Raw genomic sequence first — 20,960 nt, 5'->3', positions numbered from 1 at the left:
ACGTTGCGCGCGGTTATTACAGGCGGTGGCACCGGCGGACATATCTATCCTGGTTTGGCGATCGATGCGGCCTTGCGTGACGACTGCACGGCACGTGGCGAAGAATACACGTCGGTGTTCTTCGGAACGCGGCGCGGACTCGAAAGCACGATCGTGACGAAAGCCGGCGTCCCACTCGAATTGATCCCGTCGCGACCGCTTGCGCGCCGTCTGTCGGCGCAGCTGATTGCAACCGTCGGTGCCAACGCCGCCGGACTCGCCGTTGCCGGGAGAGCGCTTGCGCGCTTTCGTCCGGATGTCGTGATCGCGAGCGGCGGATATGTCGGCTTTCCGGTCGTCGCTGCAGCGCGTGCGATGCGAACGGCGCGCCGCATCAATCCTGTGCTGACGCTGCTAGAAGAAAACGCACTGCCCGGACTTACGAACCGCCTTTTGGGTCCGCTCGTCGATGAAGTCTGGACGGCGAGCTGGACGGCGCCCGACGCGTTTAAAGGAAAAGCTGTCGTCACCGGCATTCCGGTGCGCTCCGAATTCAAGGCGCTCGTGCCCAAGCAGCGTGCGCGCGAGCAGCTCGAAATCGACTCGCACGCGCATGCGATGGTCGTCCTCGTTCTCGGCGGCAGTCAAGGTGCGCGCTCGATCAACAACGCGGTGATCGACCTCGTAACGAGTCGCGGCGTGCCCGCGCCCTGGTGGATCGTGCACGTCTGCGGAGAGCGCGACTATGACGCGATGAAAGCCCGCATCGGCGAAAAGCGCCCAAGCCGTTTTACGCTCGTACCGTATCTCGACGATCCGTCGCCGGCCTATGCGGCGGCCGATCTCATCGTGGCACGTGCCGGCGCATCGACGCTCGCCGAGCTGGCGGCGACCGGCCGTGCCTCGCTGCTCGTTCCATATCCGCACGCATCCGAAGATCACCAGAATGCCAACGCGCGCTTCTTTTCGGAGAGCGGCGCGTCGCGGCTGTTGCACGACGCGGAGCTGAGCGGCGACGTCCTGTTTTATGCGCTGAGCGAAGCGCTCGTCCCGGAGCGGATCGAGGCAATGGCAAAATGCGCCGGGGCGCTTGCGCCTGCCGATGCAACGGCGATGATCGTGCGCCGCGTCCGCAATCTGCGCGAGGGCCGCGGGGTTACCGGTACAGAAAGAAACCGTCCGTGACCCATCTCGTAGGGATCGGCGGAATCGGAATGAGCGCAATCGCGCGATTGCTGCTCGCACGCGGTGAAAAAGTCACCGGTTCGGACGTCAAGCAGACGCCGTTGATCCAAAAGCTCCGCGGCGAAGGCGCGCTCATCAACATCGGGCATCGTCCGGAAAACATCAAAGGTGCTACGCGCCTCATCGTCAGCTCCGCGATCGACAAGAAGAATCCGGAGTATGCGCACGCCGTCGAGCTGAAGATTCCGGTGACGACGCGCGGACAGATGCTGGCCGAGCTAACCGCCGGCAAGAAAACGATCGCCGTCGCCGGAACGCACGGCAAGACGACGACGACCGCGATGATTGCGAAGGTCTTGGAATACGGCGGCCTTGATCCGACGGTCGCAATCGGCGGCGAACCGATCGATTCCGGAATGAATGCGCGCCTCGGGAAAGGCGAATGGTTCGTCACCGAGAGCGATGAGTCCGACGGCTCGTTCCTGCATCTGAATCCGACCGTGGCCGTCGTCACGAACATCGAGAACGATCACATTCGCTTCGAGAGCGAATGGCAAGCCATGCTCGGAACGTTCAAGCGCTTCGTGGCGAAAGCTCCACATGACGGCCTGCTCGTCGCAGGCGTCGACAATCAATACAGCGACGAGATCGCGCGAAGCCAGAATACCGTCCCGGTGCTCGCGTACGGCATCAACGCGTGGCAGGCAGATTTGCACGCAACGATCGACACGTATGAAGATTTCGGCACGCATACCACGATCTCGTTGCGCGGAACGACGCTCGGAACGTTGCGCTTGCGCGTGCCGGGCGAGATCAACGTGCAAAATGCGCTGGCTGCGATTGCAATCGGGATGCACTTGGGAATGCCGTTTCAAAGCGTGGCTGACGCGCTTGACGAGTTTTCGGGCGTTCGCAGGCGCTTTGAATTTCTGTTGCGCGAGAAAGACCTCAGCGTCGTCGACGATTACGCGCACCACCCGACGGCCGTGCGCGAAACGATCAAAACGGCACGGCGCTATCACAAAGGCCCGCTCGTGGTCGCCTTCGAGCCGCATCGCTACTCACGCACGCGCTATCTGGCGCGTGAGTTTGCGGAGGCGCTCTCGGGAGCGGATCACGTCATCCTCGCGCCGATCTACGCGGCCTCTGAACCGCCGATCGACGGCGTGACTTCGCGCTCGATCGGAGAACCGCTGGCTGCGCGCGGAACCGACGTAACCTACGTCAAGGACGTTAAAGCGTTGCCGGACGCATTGAAGATCACGGCACCCGCGGGCTCGCTCGTCCTCATATTGGGCGCCGGCGCGATTACGGAGAGCGCGCAGAAGTTCGCCGCGCGGTGAGCCGCATCGGCGACCGCGAGCGGAAAGAGCTCGCGGATCGTTTCGGGGAGCGCGCTGCGTTCGATGAACCGCTGGCGCCGTTCACGTCGTGGAAAATCGGTGGGCCCGCCGACGCGCTTGTCTCGATCGAATCGACCGATGAGGTCGCGTTCGTGCTGCGGCTGTGCGTGCGGCGAGGCATCGCTTGGTTCGTCCTTGGCAGCGGATCGAATCTGCTCGTCGGCGACGGCGGAATTCGTGGAATCGTCCTGCGGCTCGGCGGCGAGTACTCCTCGCTCGCGGTGGACGCCACGTCTGAAGCCGGGACGGTCCTCGTCCGGGCGGGCGCGGCTGCGTCGTTGTCGCTGCTCACCGCGCAGGCGGCATCCGCGGGAGCGCGCGGAATCGGCTCGATCGCGGGGGTTCCTGGGAGCGTCGGCGGTGCGCTGCGAATGAACGCGGGAACCGATCGGGAGATGGGCGACTTCGTGCGCGACGTGTGGATTCAAACGCCGTCGAAACCCGACGCGCACGCCGTCACGCCGCAATATTTTTATCGCCGCACGTCGCTCGCGCGCGACGCCGTCGTCTCGCACGTCACCCTCGCCTTCGAGCGCGCCGAACCGGCCGAAGTGCGTGGCGAGATGCAGCGCCGTCTCGTGCGCCGCAAGGAAACGCAACCGCTCCAGTTTCCAAACGCCGGCTCGTGTTTTCGCAACCCGGAAGGCAACCACGCGGGACGTCTGATCGAAGAGGTCGGCGCTAAGGGGTGGCGGGTCGGGGGAGCCGAAGTCTCACGCCTGCACGCGAACTTCATCGTCAACGTCGATGGCGCGACGGCCCAAGACGTCACGACGCTTCTCGCGCGCGTGCGGCGTGCGGTGCACGAACGTTTCGCCGTCGACCTCGAATTGGAAGTGCACTTGGTAGGCGAGTTCATATGCCCGTAAAGCGACCAAAAGTCGCCGTCGTCATGGGCGGTACGAGTACCGAACGCGAGATATCGATCGCGAGCGGCTCGAACGTTTTACGCGCGCTCGACAAGCTCGGCTATCCCGCCCGCTCGCTCGATTTCGACAAGAATTTCATCGAAAATATTCGCGAGCTCGCACCCGACGTCGTGTTCAATGCCCTGCACGGCCCGGGCGGCGAAGACGGCATGATTCAAGGCGTTCTGGAGTGGTTGGGCTTGCCGTATACGGGCAGCGGAATTCTTGCATGCGCGCTCGCGATGGACAAGCATGTCACGAAAAAGATTTTATCCGCCGAAGGTCTACCGACGCCGAATTGGGATGCCTACGATCTGGGTGACGGTGCGCTTCCGCTCTTGCCCGGCTCACTCGATTTGCCGCTCGTCGTCAAACCGCGCAATGAAGGTTCGAGCACCGGCGTCACGCTCGTGAAAACGCACGAGCAGTGGACGCAAGCGATGATCGTCGCGAGCACGCGCGCGCACAACGCGCAAGTCCTCGCAGAAGAGTATATTGCGGGACGCGAATTTTCATGCGGAGTTTTGGACGACGAAGCGCTGCCGGTCGTCGAGATCACCTCCGGCGACGACTTCCTGACGTACGACGCCAAATACACGCCGGGCGGAAGCCGGCATTTGTGCCCTGCGCCGATCGACGACGATCTGGCCGCACGCATCAAGATGCTGGCCCTCACCGTGCACCGGCTCATCGGATTGCGCGACTACTCCCGCAGCGACTTCATCGTCTCCAAAGAGGGCCGGCCGTACATCCTCGAGGTTAATGCGCTTCCGGGCATGACGCAGAACAGTTTGATCCCCGACGAGGCGGCCGTAGCCGGAATCTCGTACGAAGCGCTGGTCGACCGTTTGGTAGGGCTCGCCTTGGGCCGCCGGCTGAAGGGCAAGGTCCCCCAAACGAACGTCGGGTAGGCGAGGTAGATGGCAAATGCCTCTAGATAGGGAACATCACTAGGCTATGGTTGAAGCACGCCGTGCTTCGGTCGAACGGAACACGAAGGAGACCCAGATCACCCTCCGCCTGGACCTCGCGCCCGGGCCGATCGAGGTAGACACAGGGGTCAAGTTCTTTGACCATATGCTCGCGTCGCTGGCCACGCATGCGGGCCTGGGGCTGGTCGTCGTTGCCAAGGGCGACGGCATGGACCACCATCACGTGATCGAGGACGTCGGGATCGCGCTCGGTCGAGCTCTGCATGAGGCGCTCGGTGAGAAACGCGGGATCGCGCGGTTCGGCTCGATGATGGTGCCGCTCGACGACGCGCTCGTCGCAGGGAGCATCGATCTCTCGGGGCGTTCGTACCTTAATTTTGCCGTCAAGTTCACGGCCGAAGATCTCGGCGATATGAAAACCGAGATGGTCGCCGAGTTCTTCCGAGCCCTAACCGATAATGGCCGCTTCAATCTCCACCTGGTGCAGATGAGCGGCCATGTTAATCATCATCTCTGTGAGGCGGCGTTCAAAGCCTTCGCCCGCTCGTTCGCGCAAGCGAAGATGATTACGGGCGGCGACATTCTTTCAACCAAAGGCGTTCTCGAGTAAACGGAAGGGGATCAAAGTGCCTGAGGAAACCCGAAAATTCAAGCTTTTGGACGAACGAGGCAACTTGATCGCCGATTTGCCCGTCTACAAGGGGACGTACGGATACGACGTCGTTGACGTGCGCAAGTTACTCGGAGACACCGGTTACTGCACGTTCGATCCCAGCTTCGGAAGCACGGCTGCCTGTCGCTCGACGATCACCTATATCGACGGCGATCAAGGCATCTTGCTTTATCGCGGCTATCCGATCGATCAGCTTGCAGAGAAGAGCACGTATCTTGAAGTCTGCTATTTGCTGCTCTTCGGCGAGCTGCCCACCAAAGTCGAGCTCGAGCAGTTCCGTTGGGAGATCAAGCATCACACGATGGTGCACGAGCAGCTGCTGCGCTTTTACGGTGGCTTCCGCCGCGACGCGCATCCAATGGCGATCATGCTCGGCGTGGTGGGCGCGCTTTCCGCCTTCTATCCCGACAGCACGGACGTCTTCGATCCGCAGCACCGCATCATCTCGATTTATCGCCTGATCGCGAAGATGCCGACGATTGCGGCCGCCGCGCACAAGTACGCGCTCGGGCAGCCGATGGTCTATCCGCGCAACGACCTCACATATCCGGCAAACTTCATGCGCATGATGTTCTCAGTTCCGGCCGAGGAATATACGGTCAATCCGGTCTTTGCGAAGGCCGTGCGCGCGCTCTTGATCCTGCAAGCCGATCACGAGCAGAACGCCTCGACCTCGACCGTTCGCACGGTCGGTTCCAGCCGCGCGAATCCGTTCGCCTGCGTCGCAGCCGGCATCTCGTCACTCTGGGGACCGCTGCACGGCGGCGCCAACGAAGAAGTGATCAAGATGCTTGAGGTCATTGGGGAAAAGAAACGCATCCCCGATTTTATCAAGCGCGCGAAAGACAAAGACGATTCGTTCCGTCTCATGGGCTTCGGTCACCGCGTCTACAAGAGCTACGATCCACGAGCGAAAGTCATGAAGCAGATTTGCGAGGAGGTGCTCAAGGAGATCGGACACGAGCACGATCCGCTGCTCGAAATCGCGGTCGAGCTCGAGAAGATCGCGCTCAGCGACGAATATTTCGTCTCGCGCAAGCTTTACCCGAACGTCGACTTCTATTCGGGCATCGTGATGCGTGCGATCGGAATCCCCGAAAATATGTTCACGGCCGTGTTCGCCGTCTCACGCACGGTCGGTTGGCTCGCGCAGTGGAAAGAGATGATCGAGGATCCGGATCAGCGCATCACGCGTCCGCGTCAGCTGTATTGCGGTCCGGAAAGACGCGACTACGTTGCCGTCGAGAAACGCGTAACCGGAAGCGACGGCCGGCCGATGACGAGCGGCAAGCCGATGCCTTCCGAACCGACGGTGGTCGGCGGAACCTAAGCCGCCAACATCTGCGCCCGGTCTCGGCGTCGAGAGCCGATATCAGCGGGCTCGGCGCTGAGCAAACCGGCGCGCCTGCCATAGGCTGCTATTGTTTCGCGACGATGGCCAGTCTCGAACTCAATGCGCCGCAGGCTCTTGCCTTCCCGAAGCAAGGCGAGAATGCGCTCGCGCTGTTGATCGGTCAACGTATTCATAACGCGTAATTTCGTCTTGTGGGCTCGTAAGTGCCTCCGCCGCGTGGCCGCTTTTGATGCGCAAACTCTAGCGCATTGAGCTGGAATCGCTATACTCGCGGCATGACGCTGATACCGATTGTCGTCGAGCAAACCGCGCGTGGCGAGCGCTCTTACGACATCTACTCGCGGCTCTTGAAAGAGCGGATCGTGTTCGTCACGGGGCCGATCGATGACGGCATGGCCAACCTCGTCATCGCTCAGTTGCTCTTTCTCGAGCGCGAAGATCCCGACCGCGATATCGACATGTACATCAACAGTCCGGGTGGCAGCGTGAGTGCCGGTCTTGCAATATACGATACGATGCAGCTCGTCAAGCCGGCGGTCGCGACGATCTGCGCCGGATTCGCTGCGTCGGCCGCGTCAATGTTACTGACGGGCGGGGCTAAGGGCAAACGCATGGCGCTCCCCTACAGCAAAATCCTGATCCACCAGCCGTCGATCGGACAAATTGGCGGCCAAGCGACGGATATCGAGATTCACGCGCGCGAATTGGTTTTGACCCGTAAGACGATTGCAGAGATTTACGAACGGACGACGGGTAAGCCGGCCGATGAGGTCTTGCGCGATCTCGAGCGCGACTTCTATATGAGCGCCGAGGAAGCGCGCACGTACGGAATCATCGATCAGGTGCTCAATACTTCAGCGCGCAGCGCCATTAGCCAAGCGGACGCGTCCCCAAGCGCACATTAACGGTTTTCGTTTTGCCCTTGCGCCAAATGCGCACTTTCGCGATTTCCCCCGGCTTTAATGCGCCCACGATCTTGGTGACTTGCTGCGCGCCGTTGACGTTCTTGCCGTTCACCGCCTGAATGACGTCACCGGGATGCAAGCCGGCGCTCGCGGCGGGCGAGCCTGAAATCGCGCCGAGGATGACCGCGCCGCTGCCCTTGTAGTGCAGCACTTTGCGGACGTTGTCGTCGATCGCCACCAACTGAACGCCGAGAAAGCCGACCGGCGCAGTGTTCATCACACCGGGATGGGCTTGAATCGACGCAACGCTTGTCTCGATCACGCTCGCCGGTACCGCAAAACCAATGCCTTGCGCGGGCGCTGCGACTGACTGGTTGATCGCGATGACGCGACCGTCGAGATCGATGAGCGGGCCGCCGGAATTGCCGGGATTGATCGGCGCCGAGGTTTGCAGCAGGTTGCGGAACGTGCGCTGCACGCCGTCTTCGCCTTCGATCTGTTCGTCGCGGCCAAACGCCGAGGCGACGCCGACCGTGACCGTCTGCGACAATTCGAGCGGCTCGCCGATAGCAATCGTCCATTCGCCCTTTTGAACCGTGGCGGAGTCGCCGAGCTCGAGCGGTGGCGGAAGCTTCGCGTAGTTTTCGACTTTGACGAGCGCGATGTCGTCGTTGTAATCCTCGCCAAAAATCTTGCCCGGGATCTTATCGCCGTTTTGGAAAACGACCGTAATCTTTTGCGCACCGTGGACGACGTGATCGTCGGTGAGGATCAATCCGTCTTTGTCGAAGACGAAGCCCGACCCGGACGCGACCTCGTGAAACGGCACGACACGTTCGCCGCTTGGAGCGCCGAAGAGTAAGCCGAGTGGATTGGTCGGTGCGATTCGGGTGCCGTTGGCGGTGACGTTGAGCGCAACGACGGACGGCTCGCTGTGCTTGACCGCATCTATGATGCGTTGTTGGTCATCGAGATTGTCGGCGAGCACGCGGTGCGGTGCGAGATTCAGCGTCGCGAGCGTTCCCGAGACGCCACCGATGACGCCGGCCAGGATTGCGACCAAAACAACGTTCGATTTCATTTCATTCCTTACTATGAGCTGCCCGTGTAGCGTATACGATAAATGGCGCCGGCGTAATCGTCTGCAACGTAAAGGTCACCATCTTTCCCCACGGCGACGCCGGTCGCGCGTCCTCGGCGGCTGCCGTCAGCCGCTTGAAAGCCGCCAACGAACTGGCGGAACTGCCGCTCCGGGTCGTCCCAGGAAGCTGGAGTCGAGGGCTCGTCGCCGTGCATGGGGACGAAGAGCACGCGCGGCGGCCGCAGCGGCTGGTGCCAGGAGCCGTGCACACCAATGAAGATGCCGCCACGATACGGCGCCGGAAACGCATGCGCGGCCTTCGTTTCCTGCGGATAGATTGCCATCCCGATCGGCGTGACATACGAGGGAAGCGCGACGCGTGCGACGGTCATGAGTTTGCAATCGTGCCTGCCGTCGCTGCGATGGTTTTCATAACATCCGGGCCAACCGTAATTCGGAACGCCCGAGTGCAGTGTGAACGGATCGACAATCTCATAGGGATGACCCTCGGGAAGCGTATCTTGCCCGGCAGCACCAAGCCAAACGGTTCCGGTATTCGGATTCGTGGCCAGTGCGATCGCATTGCGGATGTGAACGGCAACCGGATGCATGTCTTTTCCGTCCGGCTGCATAGCTTGAACGGTTGCGCGCGTGGTGTCGAGCTCGGCGTCGCAAGCATCACACGACGACCCGACGCTGGCGTACAAAACGTTCTTTGAGAACGCGACCGAGGTGGTGAAGTGATCGCTTGAACGCCCGCTCGTGCGAACGGTTGCGATTTTGCGAGGCTCGGCAGCGGCCTTTTCGTCACCGGCCTTGTACGGAATGCTCCACACTTTGAACTGCGTTGCGACGTACAACGCGTCGCCGCCGAACGTAACGCCGGCTGCGGGCCGGTCGGCGAACGAAGCGAATACGCGCGGTGCTGCCGGTGTCGTGTCCGGATGGGCGACGATATAGACGTTTCCACCGAGCGTACCGACGAACAGATCACCGTTCGGCGACACCGCCAATTCGCGCGCATCCGCAATCGTCGCAATGCGCGTGATCGCGAAACCGGCCGGAACGGTGAGCGCCGTGTCAGCCGATCGAGCGGGCAATGCGCCTGCAACGGCCAGACTCAGGACGATTCCAAAAAAACGTAACACCGTACTCCTCGTTCCCTAAGCAGGGGTCGGACAAGCCTCCGGCTCAGAGCGTTATGTGCTTGCAGTCGTCGACTATGGCGGCGGGAATCTGGGATCGCTCGTTTCGGCGCTGCGAAGAAGGAATGCGCCTTTCGAAGTGACCGGTGACCCGGCGCGCCTACACGACGCCGACGCAGCTATCCTCCCGGGCGATGGCGCATTTGAAGCCACGATGCGCGCGCTGCGAAAAAACGGCTTGGATGCGGCGCTGCAACGCTTCATCGCTGAAGGCCGGCCGTTTTTCGGAATCTGCATTGGAATGCAGATACTCTACGAACGCAGTTTGGAGTATGGCGAGCATGCCGGTTTCGGTGTCTTTGCCGGGACGATCAAACGCCTCGAAAACGCGCCGCGCGTCCCGCACATGGGCTGGGACGAGCTGGAAATTCTTGGAAAGCATCCGATTCTGGATGGCATTGCGAGCGGCGATTTCGTCTATTTCTTGCACTCGTATTGCGCGCCGGTCGGACCTGAAACGGTTGCGGCGTGCAGCTACGGCGAACGGTTTTCAGCCGTTGTCGCGCGCGACAACATCGTGGGAACCCAATTTCATCCGGAGAAAAGCCAACATGTCGGCGGGCGGATTCTCGACAACTTCCTTACGCGGTATCTCGCAACGTCACGCTGACCGTCATCGTTTGACCGCTCCGGTCAACCGTGAACGTATGGACCGAACCGGACATATCGTGCAACAGCCGCCAGAAATCGTTTTCGGTAACGTTGCGTGCAGGGACGCCGTCGACCGCGGTGATGCGATCGCCCGTACGTAACCCCGCCTCGAACGCGGGTCCGCTTGCGAGAACGTCGACAACGTCGAAGTAGGTGCGATTGTCGTTCTGTACGTAGATGCCGATGCGGTTGGGCGGCGTTGGAACATTCGTGCGAGCGTTCGGCTCGAAGTAAGCGACGTGATGCGCATAATCGAGCGTCATCGTGAGACGCTGGAGGACGTCATTGCCGATGTTGCCATCGACCCAATGCGAGGCGAACGCGCCGCCGTTATCGGTCGAGAGATCGAGCACCATATCGTCGATCTGGAACGTTCCGATGCGCAGGCGCTTTCCGCGCGCCAGATCGGCACGCGAGTAGCCGCCGATGCCGCGGCCGACGATCATGTTTCCGGCGATTTGATACTTCTCGCGCAGCTTGTTCGCAGCGACGAACGGTGAGGTCAGGATGAGCGATGCGGACGAGCCCGTGTCGATTTGAAACGAGCCCGAGACGCCGTCGATCGAGCCTTCGACGATAGCTTCCGACGAACCGAGATGGAGCGGGACCCGGGCGCCCGAGCCGTCATACTGGAACTCGCTATTGGGCGTGAAGGTTAGCGTCTGCGCGTCGTAGTCGATGCGCGTAACATACCGCGCCAAAATTTCTCGTCCGACGATGGCGCTGACCGTCATGCCGTTTCCGTTGGTCAGCGCTCGCGGCAGCGGAAGCACGGCGAAGTCTTGATCGTGCATCGTCAGCCCACCGAACGTGAGTGCGTCGACGTGCGTTCGCGAGGCTTTGACGGTTTCTTCACCAGCGCCGGACGCCGTGCCGCTCGCTTGCACACGGAGTCCAAGCTTACGCGCGAACTGCGGATCGAGCGTGTTGCCGCCGCCAGTATCGAAGAGCGCGTAAGTCGGCGTTCCGTCGATCGTGATCGGGATAACGAGGTGGTTTGCTTGAAGAGAAAACGCTAAACTGAATGCGAGCGCGAGGAACACGCGCGGTGTTTGCGGGAAATCGCAAGAATGGACCTGCTCGCGCGCTCCATCCTCGTCGTTCCCGCGATTGACTTGCGGGGCGGACGATGCGTACGTCTGCGGCAAGGCGATCCGGCGCAGGAAAAATCGTATGACGCCGATCCGGTTTCGCGGGCGAAAGCATTCGTGCGCGCCGGCGCGACACGGCTGCACGTGGTCGATCTCGACGGCGCGCTCGGCAGCGGCGAGAATCTCGCGGCGCTGCGCGCGATTTGCGCGGCCACCGGCGTGAGCGTGCAAACCGGCGGCGGCGTGCGGCGCCCGGCCGATATTGAAGCGCGTTTTGCTGCCGGCGCAACCGAGGTAATCATCGGGACGCTGCTGGTCGAAGATCCACCCGGCGCGCGGATGCTGATCGAACGCTTTCGGGAACGGCTGATCGCCGGGATCGATGCGCGGGGAGATCGCGTCGCGACACGCGGCTGGCAGCAGCAGTCACATGTCTCACGCGACGCATTGGTGCGCGACGTCGCCGGCTGGGGCGTCGAACGGATCATCTATACGGAAATCACACGCGACGGGACGGGAAGCGGCTATGATCTCGCGGCGCTAACGCACGTCGCGAAACTCGCGCCGGTACGAATCTCAGCCAGCGGTGGTGCGCGTACCGTCGACGACCTGATGGCGCTGCGCGAAGGGACGCCTACGACCGTCGATCATGCGATCGTCGGACGCGCTCTTTACGAGGGTACGATCGATTTAGAGGAAGCGATTACCGCCGTCGTGGGCTGATCGTCAACGATTTCTTCGTCGTGGAACATCTCGACGGTTTGACTGAGGCGCGCGGCCTCAATGTGCAGCGAGAACGTGAGATCTTGGAACTGTTCGGCGGCGTTCGCGACGGCGCGCGATCCTTCGGCCAGTGCTTCGACGTTGCGTGTCGTACGGTCCGCGGCCAAGCGACCACGCTCGGAGGCGTCGACCAAGGTCTCGATCGTTGAATCGAGCACCGCGCCGAGGTCGCGATTGCGGGTCGTGAGCATCTCCAGGTCACTGCTTGCCGCGCGCAGCGCGTCTCGAATATCTGATTGCGAGCCGGCGAGTTGCGCTGCGGTCGCGATCTGCGCGCGCATCGAATCGATGTCGGAAACGATGCTGACGAGTGCTTCGGACGCTGCTATCGTCCGCTGGCGTCCCGATGCGACCGCGGTGCTGCCCGCGCGCGTTTCCGTAACGGCACGTTCCATGTCGGCTTGTGTCTTGCGAATGAGTCCGGAAATCTCTTTGGTTGCCGTTCCGGAGCTGTCGGCCAGCTTGCGAATCTCGTCGGCGACGACCGCAAACCCTCGGCCGTGTTCGCCGGCGCGCGCAGCTTCGATCGCGGCGTTGAGCGCCAGCAAATTCGTCTGATCGGAGATCTCTTCGATCGTTACGGCGATTGCGCCGATCTGCGCAGATGCCGCGGCAAGCGACTGCATCGCTTCTTGCATTCGATCCATCGTCGTGGCGGCAGAACTTGATGCAACGGTGGCTTCGGTCAGCGCAGCCGTCGCTTCGGCGGCGTTGTCGCTGGCGCGCGCGCTGAGCTCCGATGCATTGCGGACGACGCCGTACCGCTGCGCCGTGATCTCTTCGAGGTTATCGAGCGACGTCGCAGTGATCGATGCAGCCTTCCCAAGTTCGCCTGCGATCGCCAGCGACTCGCGCGCAACGCGCCGCACAGTTCCCGTCGCGTCAACGACTTTGCCGAATGTAACGTCGATTTCACGCATCGCGGCGCTCGAAGATTGCAAATCGTTCGCCGTGACCGCCGAGACCGACGAAAGCTCGGATGCACGCTCGCGTAGGGCCGTTGCTTCACCTTCGAGTGCGCGCGCCACGCGATGCGCATCACCGAACGCGCGCCGTACGGTTTCGACCAAGCGTCGAAGCGCGAGCCCAAGCGAATCGTTGCGCGAGCGCGGAATGACTTCGACGCCAAGATCGCCGTGCGAGATGCGTTCCGAGTCTTCCGCTAAGTGGGCGAGCGCGACGTTGGTCGCGACGAAGGCGGCGACAAGATTGCCAATTTCGTGGGGGGCTTGCGGTTCGTAGCGAAGCTCTTGCGCCGTCGTAACGTCGCCATCCTGACCGCGGCGTAACATTTCGGCGATGCGGCGAACTGGCTGCACGATGCTCAGATTCAGATAGGATCCGATCACGAGTGCAAACACGACTGCCGTTCCGCACGAGGCGACGACCGTCAAAATCGCGAGCCGGTAGCCCTCGCTCGGGTCGCCGCCCACGCGGACCATTGTGGCAAGATGTAACATCCCCGACGTCATGACGAGCAGAATGACGATGACGATTGCGCCGATGGCAACGCCGAGCCGGCGTGCAAGGCCTCCGTCGCGACGCTCGTCGGACGGAACGTCGATCGAAATACTCTGTGCGACTAGGGAAACCAGTGCTGCCGCCGTTTGTTCGCTGCTCAGATACACCGGCACCGCGACGATGATCGTTCCGATCGCCATAAGCAGCGGCGTCCCTTGAAAATTGCGCGCGAGCGATTCACCCGCGAGCGCATTTCCGAGCGGCACGGCCGCCAGAATGATGAAATCGTAAAGCGCCGCCATTAAAACGGAAATGAACAGCGGAAACCATTGAAGCCGCGACCAGACGTCACGGAGTCTGCGGAAGTCGCGGTCACCGCGCTCGAAAACATCCAACGCCGTGCGAACGGGCGATAGGAAAGAACGCAGCGCGAACGTGCCCGCGAACGACGACGCGAGCGCCGCAACGATGATGCCCGTAAACGGCCATCGTCCTACACTGTAATCTCCGAAAGCGAGTGCGAGAACGACGAGCAGCGGAGCAGTCGCGAGCGTAAAAACATAACGCCGCATTGCAGCGGCCGACAATAGTTCATGATAACGCGTCAACAGAGACATGCCCGGCGTCGCTTCGCCGCTACGTAACGAACACCCGCGGCGTGTTGTATGGCAAACGCGCGACAATTTCGTAGTCGATCGTCTGTGCCCAATTTGCCCAGTCTTCTGCGCTTAAAATTGCATCGCCGTCGCGCCCGATAAGTGTGACCTGCATCCCCGGCGCTGCAGAAGTGACGCTCGTCACGTCAATCATCGTCATGTTCATGCAAATACGCCCAACGATCGGGCAACGTTTTCCGTCGATCAAAACCGCGCCTCGATTGCTAAGAGCACGCGGAATTCCCTCGGCGTAACCAATCGGAAGCACACCGATGCGTGCATTCGATGTCGTACGGTAGGTGCGGCCGTAGCCAACGGATGTTTCGGCGGGAATATCGCGCACGGAAACGAGCCGCGTCGTCCATCGCAGTGCCGGCCGCAGTGGAATTGCATCGCCGAGTCGCGCTCGCGTCTCGGGCGAAGGCCATAAACCGTATGTTGCGATTCCGACGCGCACCATGTCGAGGCGCGTTTGCGGCCAAAGCATCGCTGCCGCGGATGCGGCAATGTGGCGTATGCCCGCGGGCGCACTTTTCACGGCTTCTTGAAAGCGCGAGAGCTGCACCAGCGTGAAATCGGAGTCAAGCTCTTCAGCGGCAGCCAGATGCGAGTATGCGCCTTCGAGCGTCAGCTCCGGAGTGCGTGCGTACGCATCGATCGCGGCCGGCGCATCCTCCGGCGAGAGACCGATGCGTGAGACACCGGTCTCGATCTTCACATGGACGGGAAATTTCGCACTGCGGCGGCGTGCAACGCTCGCGACGCGTCGTGCGTAGGTGTCCGTATCCCACAACGTGATCGCGGCGTTCGATGCGTGCGCCAGGTCGAGGTCACTCGACTCGATCGGGCCCATGATCAAGATGGGCGCGCGAATCCCGGCTTCTCGCAGCGCGACCGCCTCACCGACTTCGTAGACACAGAAGCGAGCGACGCGATCCTCGAGTGCGCGAGCAACTTCCGCGATGCCGTGCCCATATGCGTTGGCTTTGACGACGGCCGCGAATTTCGAGGGCCGCACGAACTGCGAGATCGCATCGACATTCGCCGCGATCGCGCCGAGATCGATCTCGAGCTGAGCCTGCATGGTCCCGGGCTTCGTCAAGGCGTCAATGTCATCCTGAGCGTAGGAGTGCATATGTCATCCTGAGCGTAGGAGCGCGATAGCGCTCCGAAGTCGAAGGACCGCCTATGAGCGTGGCAATTGTCACCGGTGGCGGAAGCGGAATAGGTGCCGCACTGTGTCGTGTACTTGGCGAAGCCGGGTATCAAGTCGCGGTCGCGGATCTCGATGTTTCCGCAGCTGAGCACATCGCAGCAGAATGCGGCGGCAAGGCCTTCAAGGTCGATGTCGGCGATGAAGCCTCAGTCGTTGATCTATTCGCCGCCGCGCACGGGGCATTCGGAAGGCTCGACGCACTCGCAACTCCGGCCGGAATCGCCGACACGACGCCGTTTGCAGAGCTGAGCGTCGAGCGCTGGATGCAAGTCTATCGCGTCAACGTCGTCGGCACGTGGCTCTGCATTCGCGAAGCCGTCAAGTATATGAAGGCGGGCGGACGGATCTGCACCGTCTCGAGCGTCGCGGGCAAACGCGGTGGCGGATTGGCCGGAACCGCTGCATACTCCGCGAGCAAAGGCGCCGTCATCGCTTTGACGCGCAACGCCGCGCGCGTCTTCGGTCCCAAAGGTATCGCCGTCAACGGCGTGTGTCCGGCCGGAACCGCGACACCGATGGGCCGCTACGTCATGCCGACGGAAGAAATCGAAAAACAAGCCATCGCCGCACATCCGATCGGACGTATCGCCGATCCCAAAGAAGTCGCCGAAGCCATCGCGTGGCTGCTCTCGCCGAAATCTTCCTATGTATTAGGCGAGATGCTCAACGTCGACGGCGGCGTCATGATGGACTAATCTTGTCACCCTGAGCGTAGCGCGCCGCAGGCGTACACATTGTCACCCTGAGCGTAGCGCGCCGCAGGCGTACACGTTGTCACCCTGAGCGTAGCGCGCCGCAGGCGCGCGTAGTCGAAGGGCGCGCCAGAGTGATGACGGCTGCGTAACGATGAGGCAGGTCGCGGGCACGATCGTGCCCGCAGCCCTTTACGATCGTTCCGCTACCTGCAGCATTAGTATGCGCCCTTCGACTTCGGCGTTCTGCGAACGCCTACGCTCAGGATGACAGATGGCTACGAACGCCTACGCTCAGGATGACAGATGGCTGCGAACGCCTACGCTCAGGATGACAAGGTGGGCTAGAAGTACGCGGCGCCGCTTTCGGGATCGAATGCGTGAGTTTTTGCGACGTTGAATGCGAGTGTGATGTTCAAGCCGGCGGTAAGCGGCACATCGGGATTCGTGCGCAGCAAGAGGTTCTGATCGCCGACGAGGGTGAACGCAAGCTGTTCGGCGCCGAGCTGCTCGACCACGTCGACACGACCGCTGGCGCCTGAATCACTCTCGGCTGAGGCGACGACACGTACGTCCTCCGGCCGAACGCCGAGCACGATCTTGTTGCCGTTGGCACTGAGCTTCGCGGTTTGCGCGGCCGGCAAGAGCGTCTTGAACCCATTGCCGTGTGCGAAAACGCGATCGCCGTCACGCGTAAGGTCGGCGTTTATGAAATTCATGGGCGGTGAGCCGATGAATCCCGCGACGAAGCGGTTGACCGGATGGTCGTAGAGTTCTTTTGGCGCGGCGATCTGTTGAATCGCGCCGTCGTTCATGACAACGATGCGATCGCCCATCGTCATGGCTTCGACCTGATCGTGCGTAACGTAGACCGTCGTCGTCTGAACACGGCGATGCAGCTGCACGAGCTCGACGCGCATTTGCACCCGCAGCTTCGCATCCAGATTCGAAAGCGGCTCGTCCATCAAGAAGACGGCGGGATCGCGGACCATCGCGCGTCCGAGCGCGGCCCGCTGCCGCTGTCCACCGGACATCTCTTTCGGCCGGCGCTTCAAAAGATGCGTGATGCCAAGAATTTCGGCAGCGCCTTTGACGCGTCCGTCGAGTTCTTCGGATGACATCTTGCGCAGCTTGAGCGCAAAGGCCATGTTCTCGTAGACGCTCATGTGCGGGTAGAGCGCGTAATTTTGGAACACCATCGCGATGTTGCGATCGCGCGGCTCGACGTCGTTTACGATACGGTCGCCGATGAAAATCTTACCGTCGCTAATGGTTTCGAGTCCGGCGATCATGCGCAAGGTCGTCGTCTTGCCGCAACCCGACGGTCCGACGAATACAAGAAACTCGCGGTCGGGAATATCCATCGTCATCTCGTGAACGACGACATTCTTTCCGAACTTCTTCGACACGGATTCCAGGCGCACGCCAGCCATGCGCCCAGACCGTTCAATTAGGCGAGATGATCACCTTCGCGGAATCGCCCTTCAAGAGCTGGATTCCCCGATCGAATTCCTCGAGCCCAAGCCGGTGCGTAATCATGCCGGAAAGATCGAGCCTTCCCGATTGGACCATCGCAAGCAGCATCTCCCACGTATCCCAGATGCGCCGTCCGAACGTTCCCTTGAGGACAATCATCTTCTTACTAATGAAGGCCGTGATGTCGATCGGGATTGGTTCGTTTGGAAGTCCGACGCACACGATCGGCGCCTCACGCCGTACGCCGCGCAGCAGCGTTTCGAGCGTTCCGGGTGCAGCCGATATTTCAAAGCCGGCATCGAAGCCGCCGTGCCGCGCGTAGTCCTTGCGCACGATTGCATCGAGATCGAACCCCGGCGCCAGCGGATCGAGCGCGCGCGCACCGCGTTGTTCTGCAAGCTTGCGTCGAAACGGATTCGGTTCCAGCGCGACGATCGAGGTCGCGCCCATGACGAACGCCAGCTGAATCAGCACGAGCCCGATCGGTCCGGCGCCCGTGATGAGCACGCTGCAGCCGTCGAGATTTCCGGCCCGTTGGATGGCGTGCACCGCCACGCCGCTCGGCTCGAAAAGCGCGCCGAGTTCGAGCGGTAAGTCATCCGGTAGCGGAAAGCAGACGCGTTCCGGCAGCGCAAGATACTCCGCGAATCCGCCCGGCCGGGTGACGCCGAGCAATTTCATCTCAAGGCAGTTATGCGCGTTGCCGGTTCGGCACATATAGCAGGCGCCGCAGAAGATGTGCGACTCGGCCGCGATGCGTTGACCCACGCGCAGGTTCTTGACGGTCGAACCGATGCGCACGATCGTTCCGGCGCATTCGTGCCCGAGCACGAACGGCAGTGTCGGACCGAAGGCCTGGGCGCTCTTGTCCCAGGCGTAGAGGTGCGCGTCCGTCCCGCAGATCGAGGTCGCCGCGACCTGGACGAGGACGTCGTCGGGTCCGATTTCCGGCTCGGGCTGCTCCTTCGTGAACTCGACACCGGCGGCGGGACGCGATTTCAGGATGGCACGCATATCTCAGCCTTGGCTCAGGGTCCTCGGAGGCCTTTCCAAGCCATGGCGAGCTACGATTGGGGCGGGAAAGGAACCCCTCAGAACGCCCAGCAGCCTGGTTGCCTCCAGGGCTGCACCTATGGGGAGGGCTGGTTCGCCCGAGCGCCCCTCGCGAGCGAACGGCCCTCCCCTCACGCGCCACCCTTAGGATGGCGGCGGCCCGGCTGACGGGGCTTGCACTCTGGTGCCGGGTCTGCTAAATTTATTCGGCGCCTAGCAGTCTCTGACTGCAAGTGCCAAAAGCATATTCGAATTTGCATTTTGTTTGGGAGGAAGTTCGTGATTGGTAAGCCTTTGGGCGATCGCGTAGTCGTCGAGCACGTTGAGCAGTCCGACAAATCGGCTGGCGGTGTGTTCCTGCCCGATACGGCCAAGGAGAAGCCCCAAGAGGGCAAAGTCATTGCCGTCGGTGCCGGGCGTATACTCGACAACGGCAACAAGGTCCCGATGGATTTGAAAGTCGGCGACCGCATTCTCTACTCAAAGTACTCAGGCTCCGAAGTCAAGATCGAGGGGAAAGAGTACCTCATCATCTCTGAAAAGGACGTGCTCTTAATTTTGAGCGGCGTCCCGGCGAGGGTGTAAGAAAGAAACATGGCAGCTAAGGAACTCATATTTGATGAGAGCGCGCGTCGCGCGCTCGAGCGCGGCGCGAACATTCTCGCCGACGCGGTCCGCGTAACCCTCGGACCCAAAGGACGCAACGTCGTCCTCGACAAGAAGTTCGGTTCTCCGACGATCACCAACGACGGTGTGACGATCGCCAAGGAGATCGAGCTTCCTAACACATTTGAGAACATGGGCGCACAGCTCGTCAAAGAAGTGGCGTCCAAGACGAACGACATCGCCGGCGACGGAACGACGACCGCAACGGTGCTCGCGCAAGCGATCATCCGCGAGGGTCTGCGCAACGTCACCGCCGGTTCGAACCCTCTCCAAATCAAGAAGGGTATCGACGAAGCGGTTGAGCTGACCGTCAAAGAGATGGAAAAGCTCGTTCAAAAGGTCGACACGCGCGAGAAGATCGCCAACGTCGCGTCGATTTCGGCGAACGACAAAGAGATCGGCGAACTGATCGCAACCGCGATGGAGAAAGTCGGCAAAGACGGCGTCATCACGGTTGAAGAGTCGAAGTCCATGAAGACCGAAGTCGAGACCAAAGACGGCATGCAGTTCGACAAGGGCTACATCTCGCCGTACATGGTCACGGACTCGGAGCGGATGGAAGCGACGCTGAGCGATCCGTACCTTCTGATCACGGAGCGCAAGATCACGGCAATCGCCGACATCCTGCCGCTGCTCGAGAAGATCGTGCAAGTTCAGAAGCCGCTCGTCATCATCGCGGAAGACGTCGAAGGTGAAGCGCTCGCGACTCTCGTCGTCAACAAGCTGCGCGGAACGTTCACGTCGGTTGCCGTCAAGGCGCCGGGCTTCGGTGATCGTCGCAAGGAAATGCTCAAGGACATCGCCACCCTCACGGGCGGCACGGTCGTCAGCGAAGAGCTTGGTCTAAAGCTCGACAAAGTGACGCCGGATCTGCTGGGTCAAGCCAAAACGGTCAAGATCACGAAGGAAGAGACCACGATCGTTGACGGTGCCGGCAAGAGCGATGCCATCAAGGGCCGCATCGAAATGATCAAGCGTCAGATCGATGAGACCGACAGCGATTTCGATCGCGAGAAGCTGCAAGAGCGTCTTGCCAAGCTCTCAGGCGGCGTCGCAGTCATTCAAGTCGGTGCAGCCACCGAGACTGAACTCAAAGAGAAGAAGCATCGCATCGAGGATGCACTTTCGGCAACGCGTGCAGCGGTGCAAGAAGGCATGATCCCCGGCGGTGGTGCCTCGCTCATCCACGCGCTCAAAGAGCTCGACAAGAAAGTCGCAACTCTTAGCGGTGGCGAGCAACGGATCGGCTTCGACATCATTCGTCGTGCGCTCGAAGAGCCCACGCGACAGATCGCCGAGAACGCCGGCTTTGAGGGCAGCGTTGAGGTCAACCGCGTCAAGCAAGCGAAGGCTCCGATGGGCTTCGATGCGATGAGCGGCGAGATCGTCGACATGTTCAAGCAAGGCATCGTTGAGCCGTTCAAGGTCACGCGTTCGGCACTGCAAAACGCAGCGTCGATCGGTTCGCTGATCCTGACGACGGAAACGCTGATTGCCGACAAGCCCGAGCCCAAGAAAGACGCCGGTGGTCCTCCCGGTGGCGGCATGGGCGGCTACGACGGAATGATGTAAGCTCGCGCGAGCGAGAAG

The 20,960-nt window shown here is 61.4% G+C and carries 20 protein-coding genes; 12 read left to right on the top strand and 8 right to left on the bottom strand.

Annotated features, from left to right (window positions below; genetic code table 11):
- Nucleotides 1-3 precede the first annotated feature (3 nt).
- From VGG22_07720 to VGG22_07695, 6 genes are read left to right on the top strand one after another with little or no spacing between them, the layout of a single operon-like run.
- Nucleotides 4-1,164 (top strand): UDP-N-acetylglucosamine--N-acetylmuramyl-(pentapeptide) pyrophosphoryl-undecaprenol N-acetylglucosamine transferase, encoded by a 1,161-nt coding sequence (locus VGG22_07720; GenBank protein ID HEY1728243.1) that lies wholly within the window; start codon nt 4-6, stop codon nt 1,162-1,164.
- Nucleotides 1,161-2,507: a UDP-N-acetylmuramate--L-alanine ligase gene (gene murC / locus VGG22_07715; protein HEY1728242.1), complete on the top strand. Its 1,347-nt coding sequence runs from the start codon at nt 1,161-1,163 to the stop codon at nt 2,505-2,507. Before VGG22_07720 ends, murC begins: the two co-directional genes overlap by 4 nt.
- Nucleotides 2,504-3,436, top strand: coding sequence for a UDP-N-acetylmuramate dehydrogenase (murB, locus tag VGG22_07710; GenBank protein HEY1728241.1), 933 nt, complete (start codon nt 2,504-2,506; stop codon nt 3,434-3,436). Before murC ends, murB begins: the two co-directional genes overlap by 4 nt.
- On the top strand, nt 3,427-4,386 hold the full coding sequence (locus VGG22_07705) for a D-alanine--D-alanine ligase (GenBank protein HEY1728240.1): 960 nt from the start codon (nt 3,427-3,429) through the stop codon (nt 4,384-4,386). The genes murB and VGG22_07705 overlap by 10 nt, the downstream gene beginning before the upstream one ends.
- A gap of 46 nt (nt 4,387-4,432) precedes the next feature.
- On the top strand, nt 4,433-5,017 hold the full coding sequence (gene hisB, locus VGG22_07700) for an imidazoleglycerol-phosphate dehydratase HisB (GenBank protein ID HEY1728239.1): 585 nt from the start codon (nt 4,433-4,435) through the stop codon (nt 5,015-5,017).
- A 16-nt stretch (nt 5,018-5,033) separates the two neighbouring features.
- Nucleotides 5,034-6,410, top strand: a complete 1,377-nt coding sequence (locus VGG22_07695) for a citrate synthase (protein ID HEY1728238.1) — start codon at nt 5,034-5,036, stop codon at nt 6,408-6,410.
- Here the strand turns inward: VGG22_07695 and VGG22_07690 are convergent.
- Entirely contained in the window at nt 6,407-6,607 is a 201-nt protein-coding gene (locus VGG22_07690) for a hypothetical protein (GenBank protein HEY1728237.1), read from the bottom strand. The two genes, VGG22_07695 and VGG22_07690, sit on opposite strands and share 4 nt — an antisense overlap.
- Before the next feature lie 75 nt (nt 6,608-6,682).
- On the opposite strand from VGG22_07690, the gene VGG22_07685 reads away from it, so the two are divergent.
- Nucleotides 6,683-7,339: an ATP-dependent Clp protease proteolytic subunit gene (locus VGG22_07685; protein ID HEY1728236.1), complete on the top strand. Its 657-nt coding sequence runs from the start codon at nt 6,683-6,685 to the stop codon at nt 7,337-7,339.
- On the opposite strand, the gene VGG22_07680 is transcribed toward VGG22_07685, so the two are convergent.
- Nucleotides 7,305-8,420 carry a trypsin-like peptidase domain-containing protein gene (locus VGG22_07680; GenBank protein ID HEY1728235.1) on the bottom strand — a complete coding sequence of 372 codons (1,116 nt, stop codon included), beginning with the start codon at nt 8,418-8,420 and terminating at the stop codon, nt 7,305-7,307. The genes VGG22_07685 and VGG22_07680 overlap by 35 nt on opposite strands.
- An 11-nt stretch (nt 8,421-8,431) precedes the next feature.
- Nucleotides 8,432-9,568, bottom strand: a complete 1,137-nt coding sequence (locus tag VGG22_07675) for a hypothetical protein (GenBank protein ID HEY1728234.1) — start codon at nt 9,566-9,568, stop codon at nt 8,432-8,434.
- A 55-nt stretch (nt 9,569-9,623) separates the two neighbouring features.
- Here VGG22_07675 and hisH point away from each other — a divergent pair, with 55 nt between their 5' ends.
- Complete coding sequence (gene hisH / locus VGG22_07670; GenBank protein ID HEY1728233.1) at nt 9,624-10,235, top strand: imidazole glycerol phosphate synthase subunit HisH; 612 nt, start codon at nt 9,624-9,626, stop codon at nt 10,233-10,235.
- On the opposite strand, the gene VGG22_07665 is transcribed toward hisH, so the two are convergent.
- Entirely contained in the window at nt 10,207-11,319 is a 1,113-nt protein-coding gene (locus VGG22_07665; GenBank protein ID HEY1728232.1) for an aspartyl protease family protein, read from the bottom strand. The two genes, hisH and VGG22_07665, sit on opposite strands and share 29 nt — an antisense overlap.
- A gap of 27 nt (nt 11,320-11,346) precedes the next feature.
- Here VGG22_07665 and VGG22_07660 point away from each other — a divergent pair, with 27 nt between their 5' ends.
- A complete protein-coding gene (locus tag VGG22_07660; GenBank protein ID HEY1728231.1) occupies nt 11,347-12,090 on the top strand; it encodes a HisA/HisF-related TIM barrel protein in 744 nt (247 codons plus the stop codon).
- On the opposite strand, the gene VGG22_07655 is transcribed toward VGG22_07660, so the two are convergent.
- Nucleotides 12,039-14,228, bottom strand: a complete 2,190-nt coding sequence (locus VGG22_07655; GenBank protein HEY1728230.1) for a methyl-accepting chemotaxis protein — start codon at nt 14,226-14,228, stop codon at nt 12,039-12,041. The two genes, VGG22_07660 and VGG22_07655, sit on opposite strands and share 52 nt — an antisense overlap.
- Nucleotides 14,229-14,247: 19 nt before the next feature.
- On the bottom strand, nt 14,248-15,351 hold the full coding sequence (alr, locus tag VGG22_07650) for an alanine racemase (protein HEY1728229.1): 1,104 nt from the start codon (nt 15,349-15,351) through the stop codon (nt 14,248-14,250).
- Nucleotides 15,352-15,455: 104 nt separating this feature from the next.
- Here alr and VGG22_07645 point away from each other — a divergent pair, with 104 nt between their 5' ends.
- Complete coding sequence (locus VGG22_07645; protein HEY1728228.1) at nt 15,456-16,178, top strand: SDR family NAD(P)-dependent oxidoreductase; 723 nt, start codon at nt 15,456-15,458, stop codon at nt 16,176-16,178.
- A 341-nt stretch (nt 16,179-16,519) separates the two neighbouring features.
- On the opposite strand, the gene ugpC is transcribed toward VGG22_07645, so the two are convergent.
- Nucleotides 16,520-17,608, bottom strand: a complete 1,089-nt coding sequence (gene ugpC / locus VGG22_07640; protein HEY1728227.1) for a sn-glycerol-3-phosphate ABC transporter ATP-binding protein UgpC — start codon at nt 17,606-17,608, stop codon at nt 16,520-16,522.
- A 13-nt stretch (nt 17,609-17,621) separates the two neighbouring features.
- Entirely contained in the window at nt 17,622-18,665 is a 1,044-nt protein-coding gene (locus VGG22_07635; protein ID HEY1728226.1) for an alcohol dehydrogenase catalytic domain-containing protein, read from the bottom strand.
- 321 nt (nt 18,666-18,986) lie between these two features.
- Here VGG22_07635 and groES point away from each other — a divergent pair, with 321 nt between their 5' ends.
- Both groES and groL read left to right on the top strand, forming a co-directional pair.
- A complete protein-coding gene (gene groES, locus VGG22_07630; GenBank protein ID HEY1728225.1) occupies nt 18,987-19,289 on the top strand; it encodes a co-chaperone GroES in 303 nt (100 codons plus the stop codon).
- A gap of 9 nt (nt 19,290-19,298) precedes the next feature.
- Nucleotides 19,299-20,942, top strand: a complete 1,644-nt coding sequence (gene groL / locus VGG22_07625; protein ID HEY1728224.1) for a chaperonin GroEL — start codon at nt 19,299-19,301, stop codon at nt 20,940-20,942.
- Nucleotides 20,943-20,960: the final 18 nt, after the last annotated feature.

The sequence above is a fragment of the Candidatus Baltobacteraceae bacterium genome, assembly GCA_036489885.1.
In the GTDB taxonomy this organism is placed as follows: domain Bacteria; phylum Vulcanimicrobiota; class Vulcanimicrobiia; order Vulcanimicrobiales; family Vulcanimicrobiaceae; genus JAFAMS01.
The sequence above is the reverse complement of the archived record's forward strand: the minus strand, read 5'-3'. Positions and strand labels throughout refer to the sequence as shown.

Bases quoted from the DNA above. Each gene is read 5' to 3' on its own strand.
- VGG22_07680 (HEY1728235.1), bottom strand. From the start codon at position 8,420: ATGAAATCGAACGTTGTTTTGGTCGCAATCCTGGCCGGCGTCATCGGT.
- hisB (HEY1728239.1), top strand. From the start codon at position 4,433: ATGGTTGAAGCACGCCGTGCTTCGGTCGAACGGAACACGAAGGAGACC.
- ugpC (HEY1728227.1), bottom strand. From the start codon at position 17,608: ATGGCTGGCGTGCGCCTGGAATCCGTGTCGAAGAAGTTCGGAAAGAAT.
- VGG22_07645 (HEY1728228.1), top strand. From the start codon at position 15,456: ATGAGCGTGGCAATTGTCACCGGTGGCGGAAGCGGAATAGGTGCCGCA.
- VGG22_07635 (HEY1728226.1), bottom strand. From the start codon at position 18,665: ATGCGTGCCATCCTGAAATCGCGTCCCGCCGCCGGTGTCGAGTTCACG.
- groL (HEY1728224.1), top strand. From the start codon at position 19,299: ATGGCAGCTAAGGAACTCATATTTGATGAGAGCGCGCGTCGCGCGCTC.
- VGG22_07690 (HEY1728237.1), bottom strand. From the start codon at position 6,607: ATGAATACGTTGACCGATCAACAGCGCGAGCGCATTCTCGCCTTGCTT.
- VGG22_07655 (HEY1728230.1), bottom strand. From the start codon at position 14,228: ATGTCTCTGTTGACGCGTTATCATGAACTATTGTCGGCCGCTGCAATG.
- VGG22_07705 (HEY1728240.1), top strand. From the start codon at position 3,427: ATGCCCGTAAAGCGACCAAAAGTCGCCGTCGTCATGGGCGGTACGAGT.
- alr (HEY1728229.1), bottom strand. From the start codon at position 15,351: ATGCAGGCTCAGCTCGAGATCGATCTCGGCGCGATCGCGGCGAATGTC.
- VGG22_07660 (HEY1728231.1), top strand. From the start codon at position 11,347: ATGGACCTGCTCGCGCGCTCCATCCTCGTCGTTCCCGCGATTGACTTG.